This is a genomic window from Nocardia puris, assembly GCF_036051655.1.
GTDB classification, from domain to species: domain Bacteria; phylum Actinomycetota; class Actinomycetes; order Mycobacteriales; family Mycobacteriaceae; genus Nocardia; species Nocardia puris.
In genome coordinates this window covers 3,378,075-3,393,974 of the sequence record NZ_CP107943.1, presented here as the reverse complement: position 1 = coordinate 3,393,974, position 15,900 = coordinate 3,378,075, and the positions used below count along the sequence as shown (strand labels likewise).

Genomic DNA, 15,900 nt, shown 5'->3' with positions numbered 1-15,900 from the left:
GTTTTCCGCTAGCACGGTCCGGCGGGAGCTGACATTGTGGAGGACGTGACCATCACGGGGTTGGATTTCGAACGATGCTATCGGGCGGTGTCGACGCGCGACTCGCGCTTCGACGGCCAGTTCTTCACGGCCGTGCGTACCACCGGAATCTATTGCCGCCCTTCATGTCCCGCGATCACGCCGAAGCGCGCCAACGTCACCTTCCTGCCGACGGCCGCGGCCGCGCAGCACGCGGGGTTCCGGGCCTGCCGCCGCTGCCTGCCCGACGCCGCGCCCGGTTCGCCGCTGTGGAACACGCGGGCCGATCTGGCGGCGCGGGCCATGCGGCTCATCGGCGACGGCGTCATCGAACGGGGTGGGGTGCCCGCGCTGGCCGCCACCCTCGGGTATTCGCAGCGCCAGCTCACGCGGGTGCTCACCACCGAACTCGGCGCCGGACCGCTGGCGCTGGCCAGGGCCCATCGCGCGCACACCGCGCGGCTGCTCATCCAGACCACCGACATGCCGATGTCGGATATCGCGTTCGCGGCCGGGTTCGCGAGCATCCGCCAGTTCAACGACACGGTGCGCGAGGTGTTCGCGGTGAGTCCCACCACCATGCGCACCGAGGCCCAGCGCGCGCAGCGGAATCCGGCCCGGTCCGCACCCGTGGCGAACGGCGTTCTCTCCCTGCGCCTTCCGTATCGGGAGCCGCTGGACAAGGCGTGGCTCGAATGGTTCCTCTCGGCGCACGTGGTGCCCGGTATGGAGCTGTGGGAGGACCGCGTCTACACCAGGAACCTGCGCACGCCGCACGGTCACGCGGCCGCCCGGCTCAGCTTCCAGCGCGATCACGTGCGCGCCGAGCTGGCACTGCACGACATGCGCGATCTCGCGCCGACCGTCGCCCGGGTGCGGCACCTGCTGGATCTGGACGCCGACCCGGTCGGGATCGATGAGGCGCTCGGGGTGTCGGGGCCCGACTCCGGTGGCGCCGCACCGGATGACGCCGGCGGCCGATCGAACGGTCGTTCCCGTCCCCAGCTGACGCCCGGCATCCGAGTGCCAGGCTGCCTCGACGGCCCGGAACTGTTGTTGCGCACCATGATCGGGCAGCAGATCTCGGTGTCGGCGGCCGCCACCCACACGGCCCGGCTGGTGGAGGCGCTCGGCGAACCCGTCGAGGGTCCGGTGCCGCGACTGTTCCCCACCCCGGCCGTGATCGCCGAGCGCGGAGCCGAGGTGCTCACCGGGCCCGCGCGCCGCATCCGCTCGATCGTGGGCGCGGCCGCCGCCCTGGCCTCCGGCGATCTGGTGCTGCACGCCGGGCGCACCGCCGCCGACCTGCGCCGCGACCTGCTCGCGCTGGACGGTGTGGGCCCGTGGACCGCCGATTACGTGACCATGCGCCTGCTGGCCGATCCCGACGTGCTGCTCGCCACCGACCTGGTGGTCCGCCAGGGCGCGGACCTGCTCGGCGTCGACCTCACCGACACGGGGCGCTGGGCGCCGTGGCGGTCCTATCTCTCCATGCACCTATGGCGCGCCGCGCTGCGTCAGCGCGCCGCCCGACCCTCGGATTCCCTTGCCGCACAGCCGAAAGCGAGCATCTCATGACCACCTCCAGCACCGCCGACTACGCCTTCGTCCAGACCAGGATCGGTCCGTTCACCACGATCGTGGACGGTGACGGCGCGGTCCTCGCGTCGGGCTGGACCGGCGATCCGGAGACGCTGCGAGGCCTCATCCACCCGAGCCTGCGGCCCGCCGACCTGCGGCCGCGCGACTCCCTCGGCGAGGTCACCGACGCGGTCGGCGCGTACCACGAGGGCGATATCGCGGCCATCGACGACATCCCCGTGCGCCAGCGCTCCGGCGAATTCCTCATGCACGCCTGGGACATCCTGCGCAAGGTACCCGCGGGCGCGCCCGTCACCTACACCGAGTTCGCCGCGCTCTCCGGCCGCCCCGACGCCACCCGCGCCGCCGCCAACGCCTGCGCCCGCAACGCCGCCGCCCTGTTCGTCCCGTGCCACCGGGTGACGCGCATCGGTGGTGCGCTGGGCGGGTTCCGCTGGGGATTGTACGCGAAGCGGTGGTTGCTGGCGCACGAGGAAGAGTAGGTCGGCGATCCCGACCTCTCGGTGCCGTCCGGTGCGCGCCAGCTCCCGCTGCGCCGCGAACGCCCGCTGCCAATGCTCGTCATCGGTCGGCAGGTACTCGTAGGACTCGCGACGGGCGCCGCGCACCCGCTCGTACTCCCCGGCGCCGCGCGCGCTGAACAGCTCAGGCGACAGTGGTGCGGAGGTGGGAGCCGGTGCGGTCGCGCAGGACGTGGAGGCGGCTGGGGATGCGCTGGCGCATTTCATCGACGTGGCTGACGATGCCGACGACGCGGCCGCCGGCGCGGAGTTCGTCGAGGACGCCCATGACGGCGTCGAGGGTGTCGGCGTCGAGGCCGCCGAAGCCCTCGTCGATGAACAGGGTGTCCAGGGCGATGCCGCCGGATTCGGCGGCGACGGTGTCGGCCAAGCCCAGCGCCATGGACAGCGACGCCATGAAGGTCTCGCCGCCGGAGAGGGTTTTGGCGGGGCGGATGGCGCCGGTGTAGTCGTCGCGGATGTCCAGGCCGAGGCCGCCGCGCCTGCCGTGGCGGCCCGCGCGGTCGGTGTGGACGAATTCGTAACGGCCACCGGACATTCGGCGCAGCCGCTCCGAGCCCGCCAGCGCCACTTCCTCGAGCCGGGCGGCCAGCACGTACGAGCGCAGCGACATCTTGCGGTTGTTCTCGCCGCGCCCCGCGACCACGTCGGCCACGCCCGCCAGTTCCTCGTAGGCCCGCCTGCGCGGACCGATCCGCTCCACCTCGGTCCACAGCTGGGCGCCGAGCTCCTCCAGCAACTGCACCCGCCGCGCCGCCTCGGACTGCGCGGCGGCCGCGGTCTCGAGGCGCTCGCGCGCCTCGTGCAAGCGGCGTTCCAGCTCGGCGGGGTCGTCGAGTTCGGCGGTGGCCGCGGCGGCGCTCTCCGGCTCGGCCAGAACCTGTTCGGCGTGCGCCCGGGCGTGCTCGGCGGCGGTGAGTTCGGACTCGATCTCCCGCTGTCGCTGGGGGGTTCGGGCCGCCGCCTTCACGACCGCGGCGTAGGCGGCGAGCAGGGCGATGTCGTCGCGGGGCGGGGTGGCCGAACCACGTTCCGCCGCAACGTTATCCGGTGCGGCGCCTGCCGAACCGGTCTCCGCGCGCACAGCGTCCGCCCCGGCGCGTACGCCATCCACGTGGAGTTGCGTGGAATCCGTCGCAACGGAATCGGGATCGGCGGCCGACTCCCCTTCGAGCAGGAAACCTGCGGCGCGGGCGAGGTTTTCGACGCGATCGGCGAGCGCGGTGACCTGTTCGCGGGCGGCGGTGGCGGCCGCGCGGGCGGCGCGCAGGGCGTCGGCGGCCGCGACCAGTGCGTCGAGGCGGGCACGGCGCGCTTCGACGGTCGTGTCCGCGCCCGCGGCGGCGCGCAGGCGTTCGGTGAGTTCGGCGAGGCGCGCTTCGCCGGCCGAGAGCCGGGCGGCCAGCGCGCTGCGGCGGGCTTCGGCGGCGCGCAGATCGTCGTGCAGGCGGGTTTCGTCGGTGCGCAGGCGGGTGACGTCGGCGGAGGCGGCCTCGATCTGTTCGGCGGCGTCGGCGGCGTCCTCGTAGCGGGCGGTGACGCCGCGCAGAGCGGCGGCGAGTTCGACGCGGTCGGTGTCGCCGCCGCGCGCGATCAGCGCCTCGATCTCGCGCTCCAAGCCGGTGACGACCGTCAGCGCGGTATCGCGCTCGGCTTCGGCGGCGCGCTCGGCCTCGGCCGCCTTCCGTTCCGCCGCGTCGGAGACCGCGCTCGCCCCGGGCGTCGCCGGATCGGGATGGTCCGGCGATCCGCACACCTTGCACGGATGGCCCGTGACCAACTGGCCCGCGAGCTCGGCCGCCATCCCGGACAGGCGGCGCTCGCGCAGGTCGAGCACCCGCTCCTTGGCGTCGTTGTGGGTGGCGCGGGCGGTCTCGTAGGTGACCCGGGCGCGGTCCAGATCCGTTCGGCGACCGGTCAATTCGACGGCCGCCGCGGTGGCCGATTGCAGACGTTCCAACTCGGCGCTCAGCGCGGGCAGCGTCGCGGCCGCGTCGGACACTTCGCGCATCCTGGCCTCGGCGGCGGCGATCGCCGCGGGCAACCGCTCCCGCGACGCCGCCAGCTCACCCATGCGCCGCGCCACCGCCTCCGATTCGGTGCGCAGGCCGGCCAGCTCGGCGGACAGCTGTTCGGCGGCCTTCGCGTCGGAGCGGACCTCGTCCAGCGCGCCGATGCGTTTGCCCCACCGCAAGATCGCGGCACCGAGATCGGCGTCCACGCGAATCCCCGGCTCGGTGGCGGGGCCGGCCCCTGTGCCTGATTGTTCAGGGTCGGCGGCGGATACACCGGTCAGCAGGTCCAGCCCACCGAGGTCCGCGGCGCGCGGGTCCAGCAGTGCGTCGGCGAGTTTCCGTGCGGCGGAATGCGCTTCGGATTCCCGCTTACGCGAGTTCATCACCGCGTCGCGCGCCTCATCGATGGCTTCCTTGACGGGCTGGGCGCGGCGGGCCAGGTCCAGCTCGGCGGCGAGGGCGGAGCGATGCGGCGCCCCGGCGGCGTAGTCGTCCAAACGATGCCGGGCGGCGTCCATGCGGCGGCGCTGTTCGGCGAGCCTGCGCTGTGCGTCGGCGTGCTCACTCAGGCGGGTGGATTCGGCGCGGCACCGTTCGACCTCGGCGGAGGCGGCGGTGAGGTCGGCGCGGGCGGCGGTGAGCAGGTCCTGGGACCAGCCGACGGCGTCCACGGTGCCCACCGAATCGGTCGCGCTCAGCCCGGCCGCGCCCCGGATCTGGGCGATGAGCCGCTCGATGTGCTCGCGCTGGGTGTCCAGTTCCGCGCCCGCCACGCGTTTGCGTTCCAGCAACCACTGTTCGGCGGTGCCGAAACGCTCGGTGTCGAAGAGCTTTTCGAGCAGCTTCTCGCGCTCCTCGTTCTCGGCGCGCAGGAACCGGGCGAAATCGCCCTGCGGGAGCAGCACCACCTGGAAGAACTGGTCGGCGCTCATGCCGAGCAGGCGGATGATCTCGTCGCCGATATCGCTGATGCGCGCCAGGTTGACCCCGGCGCCGTCCAGCCATTCCAGCGTGGCCTTCGCGGGCTCGGTGCGCATACCGGTGCCGCGCAGCTTCGGCCGCTCGAATTCTGGTGTGCGCGTGAGCCGCAGCCGCCGCCCGCCCAGCGTCGCCTCCAGCACCACGCGCGGCGGCGTCTGCGGGGACGCGTGATCCGAGTGCAGCCGCTTGCTCTCCCCCCGCGCGCCCGGGACCTTGCCGTACAGGGCGAACGCGATCGCGTCGAGCACGGTCGTCTTGCCCGCCCCGGTGTGCCCGTGCAGCAGGAACAGCCCGTCGGCGCCGAGGGCGTCGAAATCGACCACCGTGGGCGCGGCGAACGGGCCGAACGCCGTCATCTCCAACCGATGCAGCCTCACCTCACCACCCCGATCCCACCCGTCGAGCCGTGTGGCGGGCTCCCACGCTTCCCCGCGAACAGTGCCCGTCCTCGTCCGGGCGCTCGGGTCTCAGCGGCGGCACCGCCGCGTTCCATCGGCCGCGACATCCCTGCCGTGATCACCCACGTGCTCATGCCGCGCGCCCGCTCGTCTCGGCCACACGCGACGCACACCGGCAGCTCACCCACCCGCGCATTCATACGCACCGCGCCCGCTCGGCTCCAGCACGCGCGGAGCGCGCCAGCAGCTCACCCACGCGTCGTGCCCCCTCAGCGCAGGCGAAGCGCGTCAGCGGCTCACCCCACCCGCTCATGCCGTCAGCCCCTCCGTCACCGATCCGTCCTCGAGGACGACCGGAGCCGGCCGATCCGATTCGCGCACCGCCGCCGCCAGCGCGCGCTCCACCCACACCATCTCGCCCGCCGTGGGCTCGCGGCGCACATCGGTCAGAAAGCTCTGCGCCACTTCGGCATCGCGGCGGCCGCGCACACGCTCACGATAGTGCAGCTCCGGATTGCCGCCCGGCCGTTGCCATTCCACGTGCACGGCGTGCGGAAAACGTTCGCGCAGTTTGCGCAGCGCGTCGATCGGGCGGGTGTCGTCGGTGAGGATCGCGGACACGTAGTGGTCGACCACGGCCTCGTGCGTCGCGTCGGAAAGCAATTCCTCCAGGGTTCCGGTGAGGTTGCTCAACCCGCGCACAACGGGCAGATCGCGGCGCTCGACCGCACTCAGCCCCGACTCGTCCAGGTCCACGATCCACACGGCCTTGCGGTGGGAGTTCTCCGCGAACGAATACGGCAGGGGCGAGCCCGAATAGCGCACCGACTCCGAGAGTGCCTGTGGCGAATGCAGGTGCCCCAGCGCCACGTAATCGATGCCGTCGAACGCCGAGAGCGGGACCGTCTCGACCCCGCCCACCGAGATGGACCGCTCCGAACCGGTCGCCGCGCCGCCCACCACGAACGCGTGCGCGAGCACCACCGTGCGCACCCCCGGCCGCTCCGCGATATCGGCCCGGATCCGCGCCATCACGGCGTCGAGCACCTCGGCGTGCGAACGCGCCTGCGGCACACCGAGTTCGGCGCGCGTGACATCCGGCTCCAGGTACGGGATGCCGTAGAACGCGACCTCGCCGTGCGCGTCGGCGAGCAGCACCGGCCGGTGCGCCTCGGCGACGGTGGTGCGCAGGTGCAGCCCGCCGGCGGCCGCGAAACTCGCCCCCGCGCCCAGCCGGGTGGGCGAATCGTGATTGCCCGCCGTGGCCACGATGCGCGCGCCGGCCGCGCGGATCGCCTCGAAACCCCTATTGCACACCGCGATCGCGTCGGCACTCGGAATGGAGCGGTCGTACACGTCGCCGGGCACCACCACCACGTCCACCGATTCCGCCGCCACCAACTCGGCGACGGCCGCCAGCGAACACGCTTGATCGGCAAGCAGATCGACGCCGTGGAACGTCCGGCCGATATGCCAGTCCGAGGTGTGCAGGATCCGCATGGCCCGAAACCGTAGGCCCACCCACCGACAAGTGGCAATCGGCTGGCGTGTCGCCACGCGGACACGCGGGCAGGTCCGCGAACCTGTCGGTGGGGTGCGGCACTATCGGCGCCATGACCGCACCGATGCTCGTCGCGTTGCTGCTGGTGTTCGCCGCCGGGGCGGGCATCGGCTGGCTCGGCCACGCGGCGCGCGCGGGGCAGCGGGCCGTGGCCGCCGAGGCGCGGCTGGCGGCGGCGAGCGAGAACGAGCGGCTGCTGCGGCAATCGCTGCACGCGGCCAACGAGGATGCGGCGCGCAGGCATTCGCACGCGGTGGGCACGCTGGTGGAACCGCTGCGCGAGGCCGTCGGCGTGCTGAACCAGCAGATCCAGCAGGTGGAGCGCCACCGCGTCGACGCCTACGCCGGGCTGCGCGAGCAGGTGGCCACCATGCAGCGCACCTCGCACCAGCTGGCGGGCCAGACGAGTCAGCTGGTCGCGGCGCTGCGGGCGCCGCAGGTGCGCGGCCGGTGGGGCGAGATCCAGCTCGAGCGCGTCGTGGAACTGGCGGGGATGACCAAGCACTGTGATTTCTCCACCCAGGTGCATCGCGCGGCGGGCGACGAGCACCGCACCGGCGTGGTGCGGCCCGATCTGGTGGTGCACCTGTCCGGTGGCAGGCACATCGTGGTGGATGCCAAGGTCCCGTTCTCCGCGTATCTGGACGCGGCCACCACCGACGATCCCGACGTGCGCGCCGACCTACTCGCCCGCCACGCCAAACACTTGCGCGCCCACGTCGACCAGCTGGCCGACAAACAGTATTGGGCGGCGTTCGACCCGGCCCCCGAGTTCGTGGTGCTGTTCGTGCCCGGCGACCCGTTCCTCGACGCTGCACTCACCACCGATTCGGGCCTGCTGGAGTACGCGTTCGGCCGGAACGTGATCCTCGCTACTCCCACCACGCTCGTCGCCCTGCTGCGCACCATCGCGTTCGGCTGGCGCCAGGAGGCGGTCTCGCGGGATATGGCGGCGGTGCAGCGGCTGGGCCGCGAACTCCACACCCGGCTCGGCATGACGGGCAGGCACCTGGACCGCCTCGGCACCCAGCTGGGCAAGGCCGTGGACGCCTACAACTACGCCGTGGCCTCGGTCGAATCCCGGGTGATGGTCACCGCCCGCAAGCTCCACGACTTGGAGATCGCCGAACAGGAGGTACCCGCGATCGGCCGGGTGGACGTCCGGCCGCGAACGGTCGGTTTCGCCGACGTGGACGATCCACACTGACGGGCCGACGCCGCGCACCGCCGTAGGGAAGGCGCAGGTGCCCCTTCGGCCCTGCGTTGACACCCACCGCCGCCGTGGCGGTTAGTGTGCACTGTGTGGCTCCTTCCCAACGTGTGCGATCCGAGGTGCCCGCGCCGCAGCGTTCCATCCTGCCGACGGTGCCGGGTGTCCCGGCCTGGTCGGCGGTTCTGATCGCGGTCGCGTGCACGCTGCTCGGCTTCCTGATCGATGCCCACGGCGACCAGACCGACCTCACCGGCAGTTTCGCCGCGCTCTACGTCATCGGCTGTGTCGCCGCGGTGCTCGCCGTGCGCTACCGGGGGATCTTCACCACGCTGGTGTTACCGCCGCTGCTGTTGTTCCTCGCCGTGCCGCTGGCGTACCAGCAGCTCACCGGAAGCTCCTCCACCGGCATCAAGGACATCCTGTTCAACCTGGCGATCCCGCTGGTCAACCGGTTCCCGACGATGATGCTGGCCACCGCGCTGGTGCTGGCGATCGGCGCGGCGCGCATCCTGCTGCACCGGCGCGAGGCGGCGGCGGAGAAGTCGACCCAGGCCAGGCGGGGCACCAGCTGGGGCCGCAGTGCGATGGCGAAGCGCGAGGACAAGCGCTCGATGAAACGCGCGGAGAAGCGTCCGGAGCCGCGCGTCGCGAAGAAGGAGGCGCCGCAGGCGAAGCGCCGCCCGCGCAGGCCGCAGCCGGAGATCGATGATCCGGTGACCGACAAGTACGAACCCCCGCGCCCCGGCCGTCGCCCGCCCCGCGACGTCGCGGACGCGCCGCCCCGGGTAGGCGCGCGCGGACGGGAAGGCAGGCCCCCGGCACGCGGTGGCAGGCCCGCGGCGGTGCCGCGCGGCGAGGCCGAGCCCGCGCGCGGGGCGCGCGGACGAGCCGAGGCGCCACCCCATCCGCAGCCGAACGTCCGCTACCGCGACCGGGAACCCGGCCGCCCCCAGCGGCGCAAGCCGGAAAGTCTCTAGCGGCGGGCGGTGCGCAATTCGCGGGGCAGCGCGAACACCAGCGTCTCGTTGGCGGTGGTGACCGGCTGCACCTCGCCGAAGCCGTACTCGGCGAGCATGTCGAGCACGCCGCGCACCAGGATGTCGGGCACCGACGCGCCCGAGGTGATGCCGACCGTGCGCACGCCCTCCAGCCAGGCCGGGTCGACCTCGCGGGCGTAGTCCACCAGGTGGGCGGCCCGTGCGCCCGCGCCGAGCGCCACCTCGACCAGCCGCACCGAGTTCGACGAGTTGCGCGAGCCGACCACGATCACCAGATCGCACTCCGGCGCCATCGCCTTCACCGCGACCTGGCGGTTCTGGGTGGCGTAGCAGATGTCGTCGCTGGGCGGATCCTGCAGCGAGGGGAAGCGCTCCCGCAGCCGCTGCACGGTCTCCATGGTCTCGTCGACGCTCAGCGTGGTCTGGGAGAGCCAGATCACCTTGCTCTCGTCGCGGACGGTGACGCGGTCCACCGCGTCGGGACCGTCCACCAGCTGCACGTGGTCGGGCGCCTCACCGGCGGTGCCCTCGACCTCCTCATGGCCCTCGTGGCCGATGAGCAGGATGTCGAAGTCGTCGCGGGCGAAGCGCTTGGCCTCCTGGTGCACCTTGGTGACCAGCGGGCAGGTCGCATCGATCGTGTGCAGGTCGCGCGCGGCGGCGGCCTCGTGGACGGCCGGGGAGACGCCGTGCGCTGAGAACACCACGACCGCGCCGTGCGGCACCTCGTCGGTGTCGTCGACGAAGACCACGCCGCGCTCGCGCAGCGTCTCCACCACGTGGCGGTTGTGCACGATCTCCTTGCGCACGTAGATAGGGGCGCCGTGCTTCTCCAGCGCCTTCTCCACGGTTTCCACCGCGCGGTCGACGCCGGCGCAGTAGCCGCGCGGCTCGGCGAGCAGCACGCGCTTGCCACCGTCGGCCTCGGTTTTCACACCGCCCGCGGAGCGGGCGATTCCGACGTTCAGGGGGATGGCCGAAGACATGCCCCTCAGCTTACGTGGGCCGGGCGAGTGGCGAGCGCCCGGACGAAGGCCGGGCTGCGGCATCCGGCGGGCTTCCTACAGAATGTGTCTGTGACAGCAATTAACACTACGATCGGCGAGTACACCGGGTCACTCGACGCGCGCCCGCCCGGCCGCGGCACCCGGAGTCTTTGCAGATCACGACGTATCAGGCAGGCTATGACCATGTTTCGACCTCCGTTCGTGGCACGGGTCGCCGCCGGTGCCGCCGTCTACGCCATTGAAGAAACCCGCCGGCTACCGACCGTCGCGCTGAACTTCCCGATCACCGCGATCAGTCAGGTGCTGCAGACCACGATGCACGTCCAGCAGTTCGTGACCAGCCTCGCTCTCAAGGGCGACGGCGTGTTCGAGCGTCTGGGCGGCAAGCCGGTCGAGCAGCCCGAATGGGCCACCTTCGACGAGGATCTGACCAACGGGCAAACCTCCGGCGCCGCCGCACAGGTCAGCGCGTTCGACCTGTTCACCGCCGAGGAGCCGGTCTCGGCCAATGGCCACGCCGCCGCGCAGGCCGAGGTAACCGAGATCACACCGGAGCCGGTCGCGCCGGAGCCGGTGGAGATCGTGGTCCCCGAGATCGCGGTCCGCTACGACTACGACAACATGACCCTGGCCCAGCTGCGCGCCCGCCTGCGCATGCTGACCATCGACGACCTCACCGCGCTGCTGGACTACGAGCAGCAGACGCACGCCCGCGCGCCGTTCGTCACCATGCTGACGAACCGGATCGCCACCGTCCGGGCCCAGTGACCGCTGTCCCAGCGGCCACGCGGCGGGCCGGCCGAGCACGAACCGGTCGGACCCGCCGCGTATACCTGTCCGTATGACACAGAGCGGGCAGCAGACTCCGGCGAATTCCGCCGAGAATCCCTGGCCGGTGCGCTCGGTGGCCGTGAAGGTCATGCAGTGGATCGAGCGGCTCGGCAGCGTCTGGGTCGAGGGCCAGGTCACCCAGATCTCCCTGCGCCCCGGGGCGCGCACCGCCTTCCTGGTGCTGCGTGACCCGTCGGCCGATATGTCCCTGCAGGTCACTTGCGAGGCCGACCTGTTGCGCCGCTCACCCGTCCCGCTGCAAGAGGGCAGCCGGGTGGTGGTGTACGGCAAACTCACCTTCTTCACCGGGCGCGGCACGCTGTCGCTGCGGGTGGTCGAGATCCGGCCCGTCGGCGTCGGCGAACTGCTGGCCCGCATCGCGCGCTTGAAGGCGCTGCTGGATGCCGAGGGCCTGTTCGATCCGCGGCTCAAACGGCCCCTCCCGTTCCTGCCCCGCACCGTCGGGTTGATCACCGGACGCGCGAGCGCCGCCGAGCACGACGTGGTGAGCGTCGCCGAGAACCGGTGGCCCGCCGTGCGTTTCGCGATCCGCAACACCGCCGTGCAGGGGCCCACCGCGGTGCCGCAGATCCTGGAGGCGCTGGCCGAGCTGGATCGAGACCCGTCCGTCGACGTGATCGTGCTGGCGCGCGGCGGCGGCAGCGTGGAGGATCTGCTGCCGTTCTCCGACGAGGCGCTGTGCCGCGCCATCGTGGCCGCCACCACGCCGATCGTGAGCGCGATCGGTCACGAACCCGACAACCCGCTCTCGGACTACGTCGCCGACCTGCGCGCCGCCACCCCCACCGACGCCGCCAAACGCGTCGTGCCCGACGCCGCCGCCGAACTGGCCGGTGTGCGCGAACTGCGCGCCCGTTCGGCCGCCGCCCTGCGGGGCTGGGTGGACCGCGAGACCCGCGCGCTCGCGCAGCTGCGGTCGCGGCCCGTGCTGGCCGATCCGCTGCGCGAGATCGACCGGCGCGGCGAGGAGATCGCCCGGCTGCGCACCGCCGCCCGCCGCGATGTCGACCACCTGATCCGCGCCGAGTCCACCGCCACGCGGCATCTGCGCGAGAAGCTGACGGCGGTGGGCCCGGCCGCGACACTGGCCCGCGGCTACGCTGTCGTGCAGCGCGTGACCGGCGCCGAACGCCATGTCGTGCGCACCATCGAGGACGCGCCCGCGGGCAGCCAGCTGCGCATCCGGGTCGCCGACGGCGCGGTCACCGCCGCCGCCCTCGGTACCCGGGAACTCGGCGCCCGCCAGCACACAGGAGGGAAGTGACCTTGGCCGAGCCCGGCAAGGACGAACTGGCCGAGATCGCGACCTTCGGCTACGAACGCGCCCGCGACGAGCTGGTGAACGTCGTCAAGATGCTCGAGCAGGGCGGGCTGGACCTCGACGACTCGCTGGCGCTGTGGGAGCGCGGGGAGGCGCTGGCCAACCGGTGCGAGGAGCACCTGGCGGGCGCGCGCAAACGGGTCGAGGACGCGCTGAGCCATGGGGAATCCGAGAACGACTGACGCCGCAGACTGACCGTCCGGGGTCACGGCCACGGGTCGGTGGCGGGGTTCCTCGGCCGCACTCCGCCGCGCATCGCACACGCCGACGATCCGCGCGGTCCTCGCGACGACAACGGCCCGCGCTCCGATTCGGAACGCGGGCCGCGTATCGACGCCGATCAGGGCAGCGGCGGCACCGCGCCCTCGTCGCCGTCGAAGTCCACCGAGGAGTACTCGCGCAGCTTGGTCAGGCGGTGGTAGGCGTCGATCATGCGGACGGTGCCCGACTTGGAGCGCATCACGATCGACTGGGTGGACGCGCCGCCGCCGAAGTAGCGCACGCCGCGCAGCAGGTCGCCGTCGGTGACGCCGGTCGCGCAGAAGAAGACGTTCTCGCCGGCGACCAGGTCGGAGGTGGTGAGCACGCGGTCCAGATCGTGGCCCGCGTCGATCGCCTTCTGGCGCTCGTCGTCGTCCTTGGGGGCCAGCATGCCCTGCAGCTCGCCGCCCATGCAGCGGATCGCGGCCGCGGCGATGATGCCCTCGGGGGTGCCGCCGATACCGACCAGGATGTCGGTGCCGGATTCGGGACGGGCCGCGGCGATGGCGCCCGCGACGTCGCCGTCGGAGATGAGGCGGATGCGCGCGCCCGCGTCGCGGGTCTGCTGGATGAGCTCGGTGTGGCGGGGCCGGTCCAGGATGCAGACGGTGAGGTCGGAGACCGAGGAGTTCTTCGCCTTCGCGACGCGGCGGATGTTCTCGCCGATCGGGGCCGAGATATCGATCACATCGGCGGCCTCGGGGCCGACCGCGATCTTGTGCATGTAGAACACGGCCGACGGATCGAACATGGCGCCGCGCTCGGCCACCGCCAGCACCGAGATGGCGCCCGGCGAACCCTTCGACATCAGCGTGGTGCCGTCGATCGGGTCGACCGCGAAGTCCACGTCGGGGCCGGTGCCGTCGCCCACGGCCTCGCCGTTGTACAGCATGGGCGCCTCGTCCTTCTCGCCCTCGCCGATCACCACGACGCCGCGCATGGACACCGAACTGACCAGCTGCCGCATGGCGTCGACGGCCGCGCCGTCGCCACCTTCCTTGTCACCGCGGCCCACCCAGCGACCGGCGGCCATGGCGCCCGCCTCGGTCACGCGGACCAGTTCGAGCGCCAGGTTGCGGTCGGGCGCCTCGCGGCGGCTGGGAGCGGGGGAAGATGCCGTCATTGCGGGGTGCCTCCTCGGTTGGTACGTACCGGACGATTGTCTCATTCCGCGATGGCGCGCCCGTGCACCCCTGGTCGGAGCCGGTGGGGTGCCCGGCGACCGGCGATCCCGGCACCGTGGATACTGGGAGTGTGTCGTACCAAAAGCCACGCATCCTGCACAGCTACAAGGATCTGTTCTTCTCGCTGATCCCGCTGGTGCTGATCGTCGTGGTCTTCGCCGGGCTGGCCAGTCAGTGCACCTTCGCCGCGCAGGGCCCGACGCCGGGCCAGATCCCGAACTTCGATGTGGACGCCGCGCTCGGCTCCGACGCGCGCACGCTCTCGTTCCCGATCCGCAACCCCGACCTGCCCGAGGGCTGGACGCCGAACTCCGGCCGCCGCGACACCATCACCGGCGAGGGCGGCGGCGCCGTCAGCGTGGTCGGCTTCCTCACCCCGCAGGGCCGCTACATGCAGGTCGCGCAGAGCAGCGCCACCGAGGAGTCCTTCGCCCGGTTCCTGCTCGGCTCGCGCTACGCCACCGGCGCCGAGCAGATCGGCGAGCAGAAGTGGGTCGTGTACACCGAGCCCACCGAGGAAACCGCCTGGATCGCCGACTTCGGTGATGCCCGGATCGTCATCAAGGGCGCGGGCAACGACGAATCCTTCACCACCCTCGCCACCGCCCTCACCAACGCCACCCCCCTCCCCCGCACGCAGTAGGGACTGCCCGGCGGACAGGAGCACAGTAGGGCTGTCTCCGGGACGGGACCACCGCAGGAGCGCGCCGCTGCCCCGCACACGGCGGCGGCCGTCTCCCGGACGGGCACACTGCTGGAGCCACCTCCCGGTCGGCACACTGAAAGAGCCACGCATCCGGACAGGTACGGCCGTGGCCGGTACGCAGTAGAAGCCACCCTGGACAGGCAAAGAGCGAGAGCCGCCGCTTCCAGGGCGAGCACGGCCGCCCACGGTGACATGGTGCGCACCAATGGATCCGGGCAGGCCACCCGATAGCGGTGGTGTCGCGGCGGGATAGCGGGGATGTCGCATTGTGGATTCCGTATGGGGTTCGGGTGCGCGGGACCGGCGCGGCGGGGAAGATGGGGAGGTGATCGTCGGGCATGAATTACGTTTCAGCGCAATGGAACTCGTCAAAGAGACAGTTGCAGTGGGAGTCGGTGCGGGCGGGGGTCACGGGCCGCCCACCGTGCTGGTGGAACGGGCGGACGTTCTCGTCGTCCGGACCGGGGATGTGGTCGTGAAGGCGCACGCGACGGAAACCTGTGGGGTGGAATTGGTTTCGCGACTCACGCTGGCCGAGGAGTCGGGCGCGCACGGCCCGCTGTTGCGGCCCGTGCGGGTGGCCGGGGCCCTGATCACCTGGCGCAAGCGGCGGATGCTGACGGTGTGGCCGTACGGGAAACCGGTCGACCCGGTCGATCCCGACGTGGCGCCGTGGGAGGAGGCGGCCGCGCTCCTGGCGCGGTTACACGGAACCGAAACGCGGGGGCGGGGTTTGCCGCGAGCGGGCGGACCCGGCCGTGTGCGGCGCGCGGTGCGGCGGTTGCGGGACGCGGGCGACGCGGTGCACAGCGCCGCCGCCGAGGTCGTGTGCCACGCATTCGCTCGATTGCCGGAACTGAATTCGGCGGGCCGGGCGTTGACGCACGGCGACTTCCACCTGGGCCAGCTGGTGTGCGTGACGGACGGCGGCTGGCGGCTGATCGACATCGACGACCTCGGAATCGGCGATCCCGCTTGGGATCTCGCCCGCCCCGCCGCGATGTTCGCGGCCGGCGTGCTGGAACCGGCCGCCTGGCAGCGTTTTCTCACGGCGTACCGCGACGCGGGTGGTGTCGCGGTGCCCGCCGAGGGCGACGAATGGGCGGCGCTGGACCTCCCGGCACGAGCGGTCGCCGTGCAGGCGGCGGCGCTCGCGCTCGTCACCGCCGCCCTGTCTGGACGCGAATTGGATGATCTGGACACGGCTTTGGTGGACGCGTGCCGGCGGATTGCTGCCGTAGACGCCATATCGTGATGCGCGC

Annotated in this window: 13 protein-coding genes; 9 read left to right on the top strand and 4 right to left on the bottom strand. The window is 72.1% G+C overall.

Features of this window, described 5'->3' with window-relative positions; genetic code table 11:
* The first annotated feature begins 36 nt into the window (after window positions 1-36).
* Window positions 37-1,596 carry an Ada metal-binding domain-containing protein gene (locus OHB21_RS15490; protein WP_067508354.1) on the top strand — a complete coding sequence of 520 codons (1,560 nt, stop codon included), beginning with the start codon at window positions 37-39 and terminating at the stop codon, window positions 1,594-1,596.
* Window positions 1,593-2,102, top strand: a complete 510-nt coding sequence (locus OHB21_RS15485; RefSeq protein WP_067508352.1) for a methylated-DNA--[protein]-cysteine S-methyltransferase — start codon at window positions 1,593-1,595, stop codon at window positions 2,100-2,102. Before OHB21_RS15490 ends, OHB21_RS15485 begins: the two co-directional genes overlap by 4 nt.
* Window positions 2,103-2,265: 163 nt before the next feature.
* On the opposite strand, the gene OHB21_RS15480 is transcribed toward OHB21_RS15485, so the two are convergent.
* Window positions 2,266-5,514, bottom strand: coding sequence for an AAA family ATPase (locus OHB21_RS15480; RefSeq protein WP_195124765.1), 3,249 nt, complete (start codon window positions 5,512-5,514; stop codon window positions 2,266-2,268).
* 330 nt (window positions 5,515-5,844) lie between these two features.
* Window positions 5,845-7,035, bottom strand: coding sequence for an exonuclease SbcCD subunit D (locus OHB21_RS15475; RefSeq protein ID WP_067508348.1), 1,191 nt, complete (start codon window positions 7,033-7,035; stop codon window positions 5,845-5,847).
* A 113-nt stretch (window positions 7,036-7,148) separates the two neighbouring features.
* On the opposite strand from OHB21_RS15475, the gene OHB21_RS15470 reads away from it, so the two are divergent.
* Together OHB21_RS15470 and OHB21_RS15465 are read left to right on the top strand one after the other, a co-directional pair.
* Window positions 7,149-8,303 carry a DNA recombination protein RmuC gene (locus tag OHB21_RS15470; protein WP_067508346.1) on the top strand — a complete coding sequence of 385 codons (1,155 nt, stop codon included), beginning with the start codon at window positions 7,149-7,151 and terminating at the stop codon, window positions 8,301-8,303.
* 95 nt (window positions 8,304-8,398) lie between these two features.
* Window positions 8,399-9,286, top strand: a complete 888-nt coding sequence (locus OHB21_RS15465) for a DUF6542 domain-containing protein (protein WP_113975078.1) — start codon at window positions 8,399-8,401, stop codon at window positions 9,284-9,286.
* Here OHB21_RS15465 and OHB21_RS15460 read toward each other — a convergent pair.
* Window positions 9,283-10,293 carry a 4-hydroxy-3-methylbut-2-enyl diphosphate reductase gene (locus tag OHB21_RS15460; RefSeq protein ID WP_067508305.1) on the bottom strand — a complete coding sequence of 337 codons (1,011 nt, stop codon included), beginning with the start codon at window positions 10,291-10,293 and terminating at the stop codon, window positions 9,283-9,285. The two genes, OHB21_RS15465 and OHB21_RS15460, sit on opposite strands and share 4 nt — an antisense overlap.
* A 204-nt stretch (window positions 10,294-10,497) precedes the next feature.
* Between OHB21_RS15460 and OHB21_RS15455 the strand changes: the two genes are divergently transcribed.
* The 3 genes from OHB21_RS15455 to OHB21_RS15445 all read left to right on the top strand — a co-directional run bounded on the left by OHB21_RS15455 (window position 10,498) and on the right by OHB21_RS15445 (window position 12,669).
* Window positions 10,498-11,082 carry a lipid droplet-associated protein gene (locus OHB21_RS15455; RefSeq protein ID WP_084537537.1) on the top strand — a complete coding sequence of 195 codons (585 nt, stop codon included), beginning with the start codon at window positions 10,498-10,500 and terminating at the stop codon, window positions 11,080-11,082.
* Between the two features lie 73 nt (window positions 11,083-11,155).
* Entirely contained in the window at window positions 11,156-12,430 is a 1,275-nt protein-coding gene (gene xseA / locus OHB21_RS15450; RefSeq protein WP_195124764.1) for an exodeoxyribonuclease VII large subunit, read from the top strand.
* Between the two features lie 2 nt (window positions 12,431-12,432).
* Window positions 12,433-12,669 (top strand): exodeoxyribonuclease VII small subunit, encoded by a 237-nt coding sequence (locus tag OHB21_RS15445; RefSeq protein WP_067508343.1) that lies wholly within the window; start codon window positions 12,433-12,435, stop codon window positions 12,667-12,669.
* A gap of 158 nt (window positions 12,670-12,827) precedes the next feature.
* Here OHB21_RS15445 and glpX read toward each other — a convergent pair whose 3' ends face one another.
* Window positions 12,828-13,871, bottom strand: coding sequence for a class II fructose-bisphosphatase (glpX, locus tag OHB21_RS15440; protein WP_067508299.1), 1,044 nt, complete (start codon window positions 13,869-13,871; stop codon window positions 12,828-12,830).
* A 131-nt stretch (window positions 13,872-14,002) separates the two neighbouring features.
* Between glpX and OHB21_RS15435 the strand changes: the two genes are divergently transcribed.
* Both OHB21_RS15435 and OHB21_RS15430 read left to right on the top strand, forming a co-directional pair.
* Window positions 14,003-14,575, top strand: coding sequence for a DUF4245 domain-containing protein (locus OHB21_RS15435; protein WP_067508342.1), 573 nt, complete (start codon window positions 14,003-14,005; stop codon window positions 14,573-14,575).
* A gap of 421 nt (window positions 14,576-14,996) precedes the next feature.
* On the top strand, window positions 14,997-15,893 hold the full coding sequence (locus OHB21_RS15430) for an aminoglycoside phosphotransferase family protein (protein ID WP_228789038.1): 897 nt from the start codon (window positions 14,997-14,999) through the stop codon (window positions 15,891-15,893).
* Window positions 15,894-15,900 lie beyond the last annotated feature (7 nt).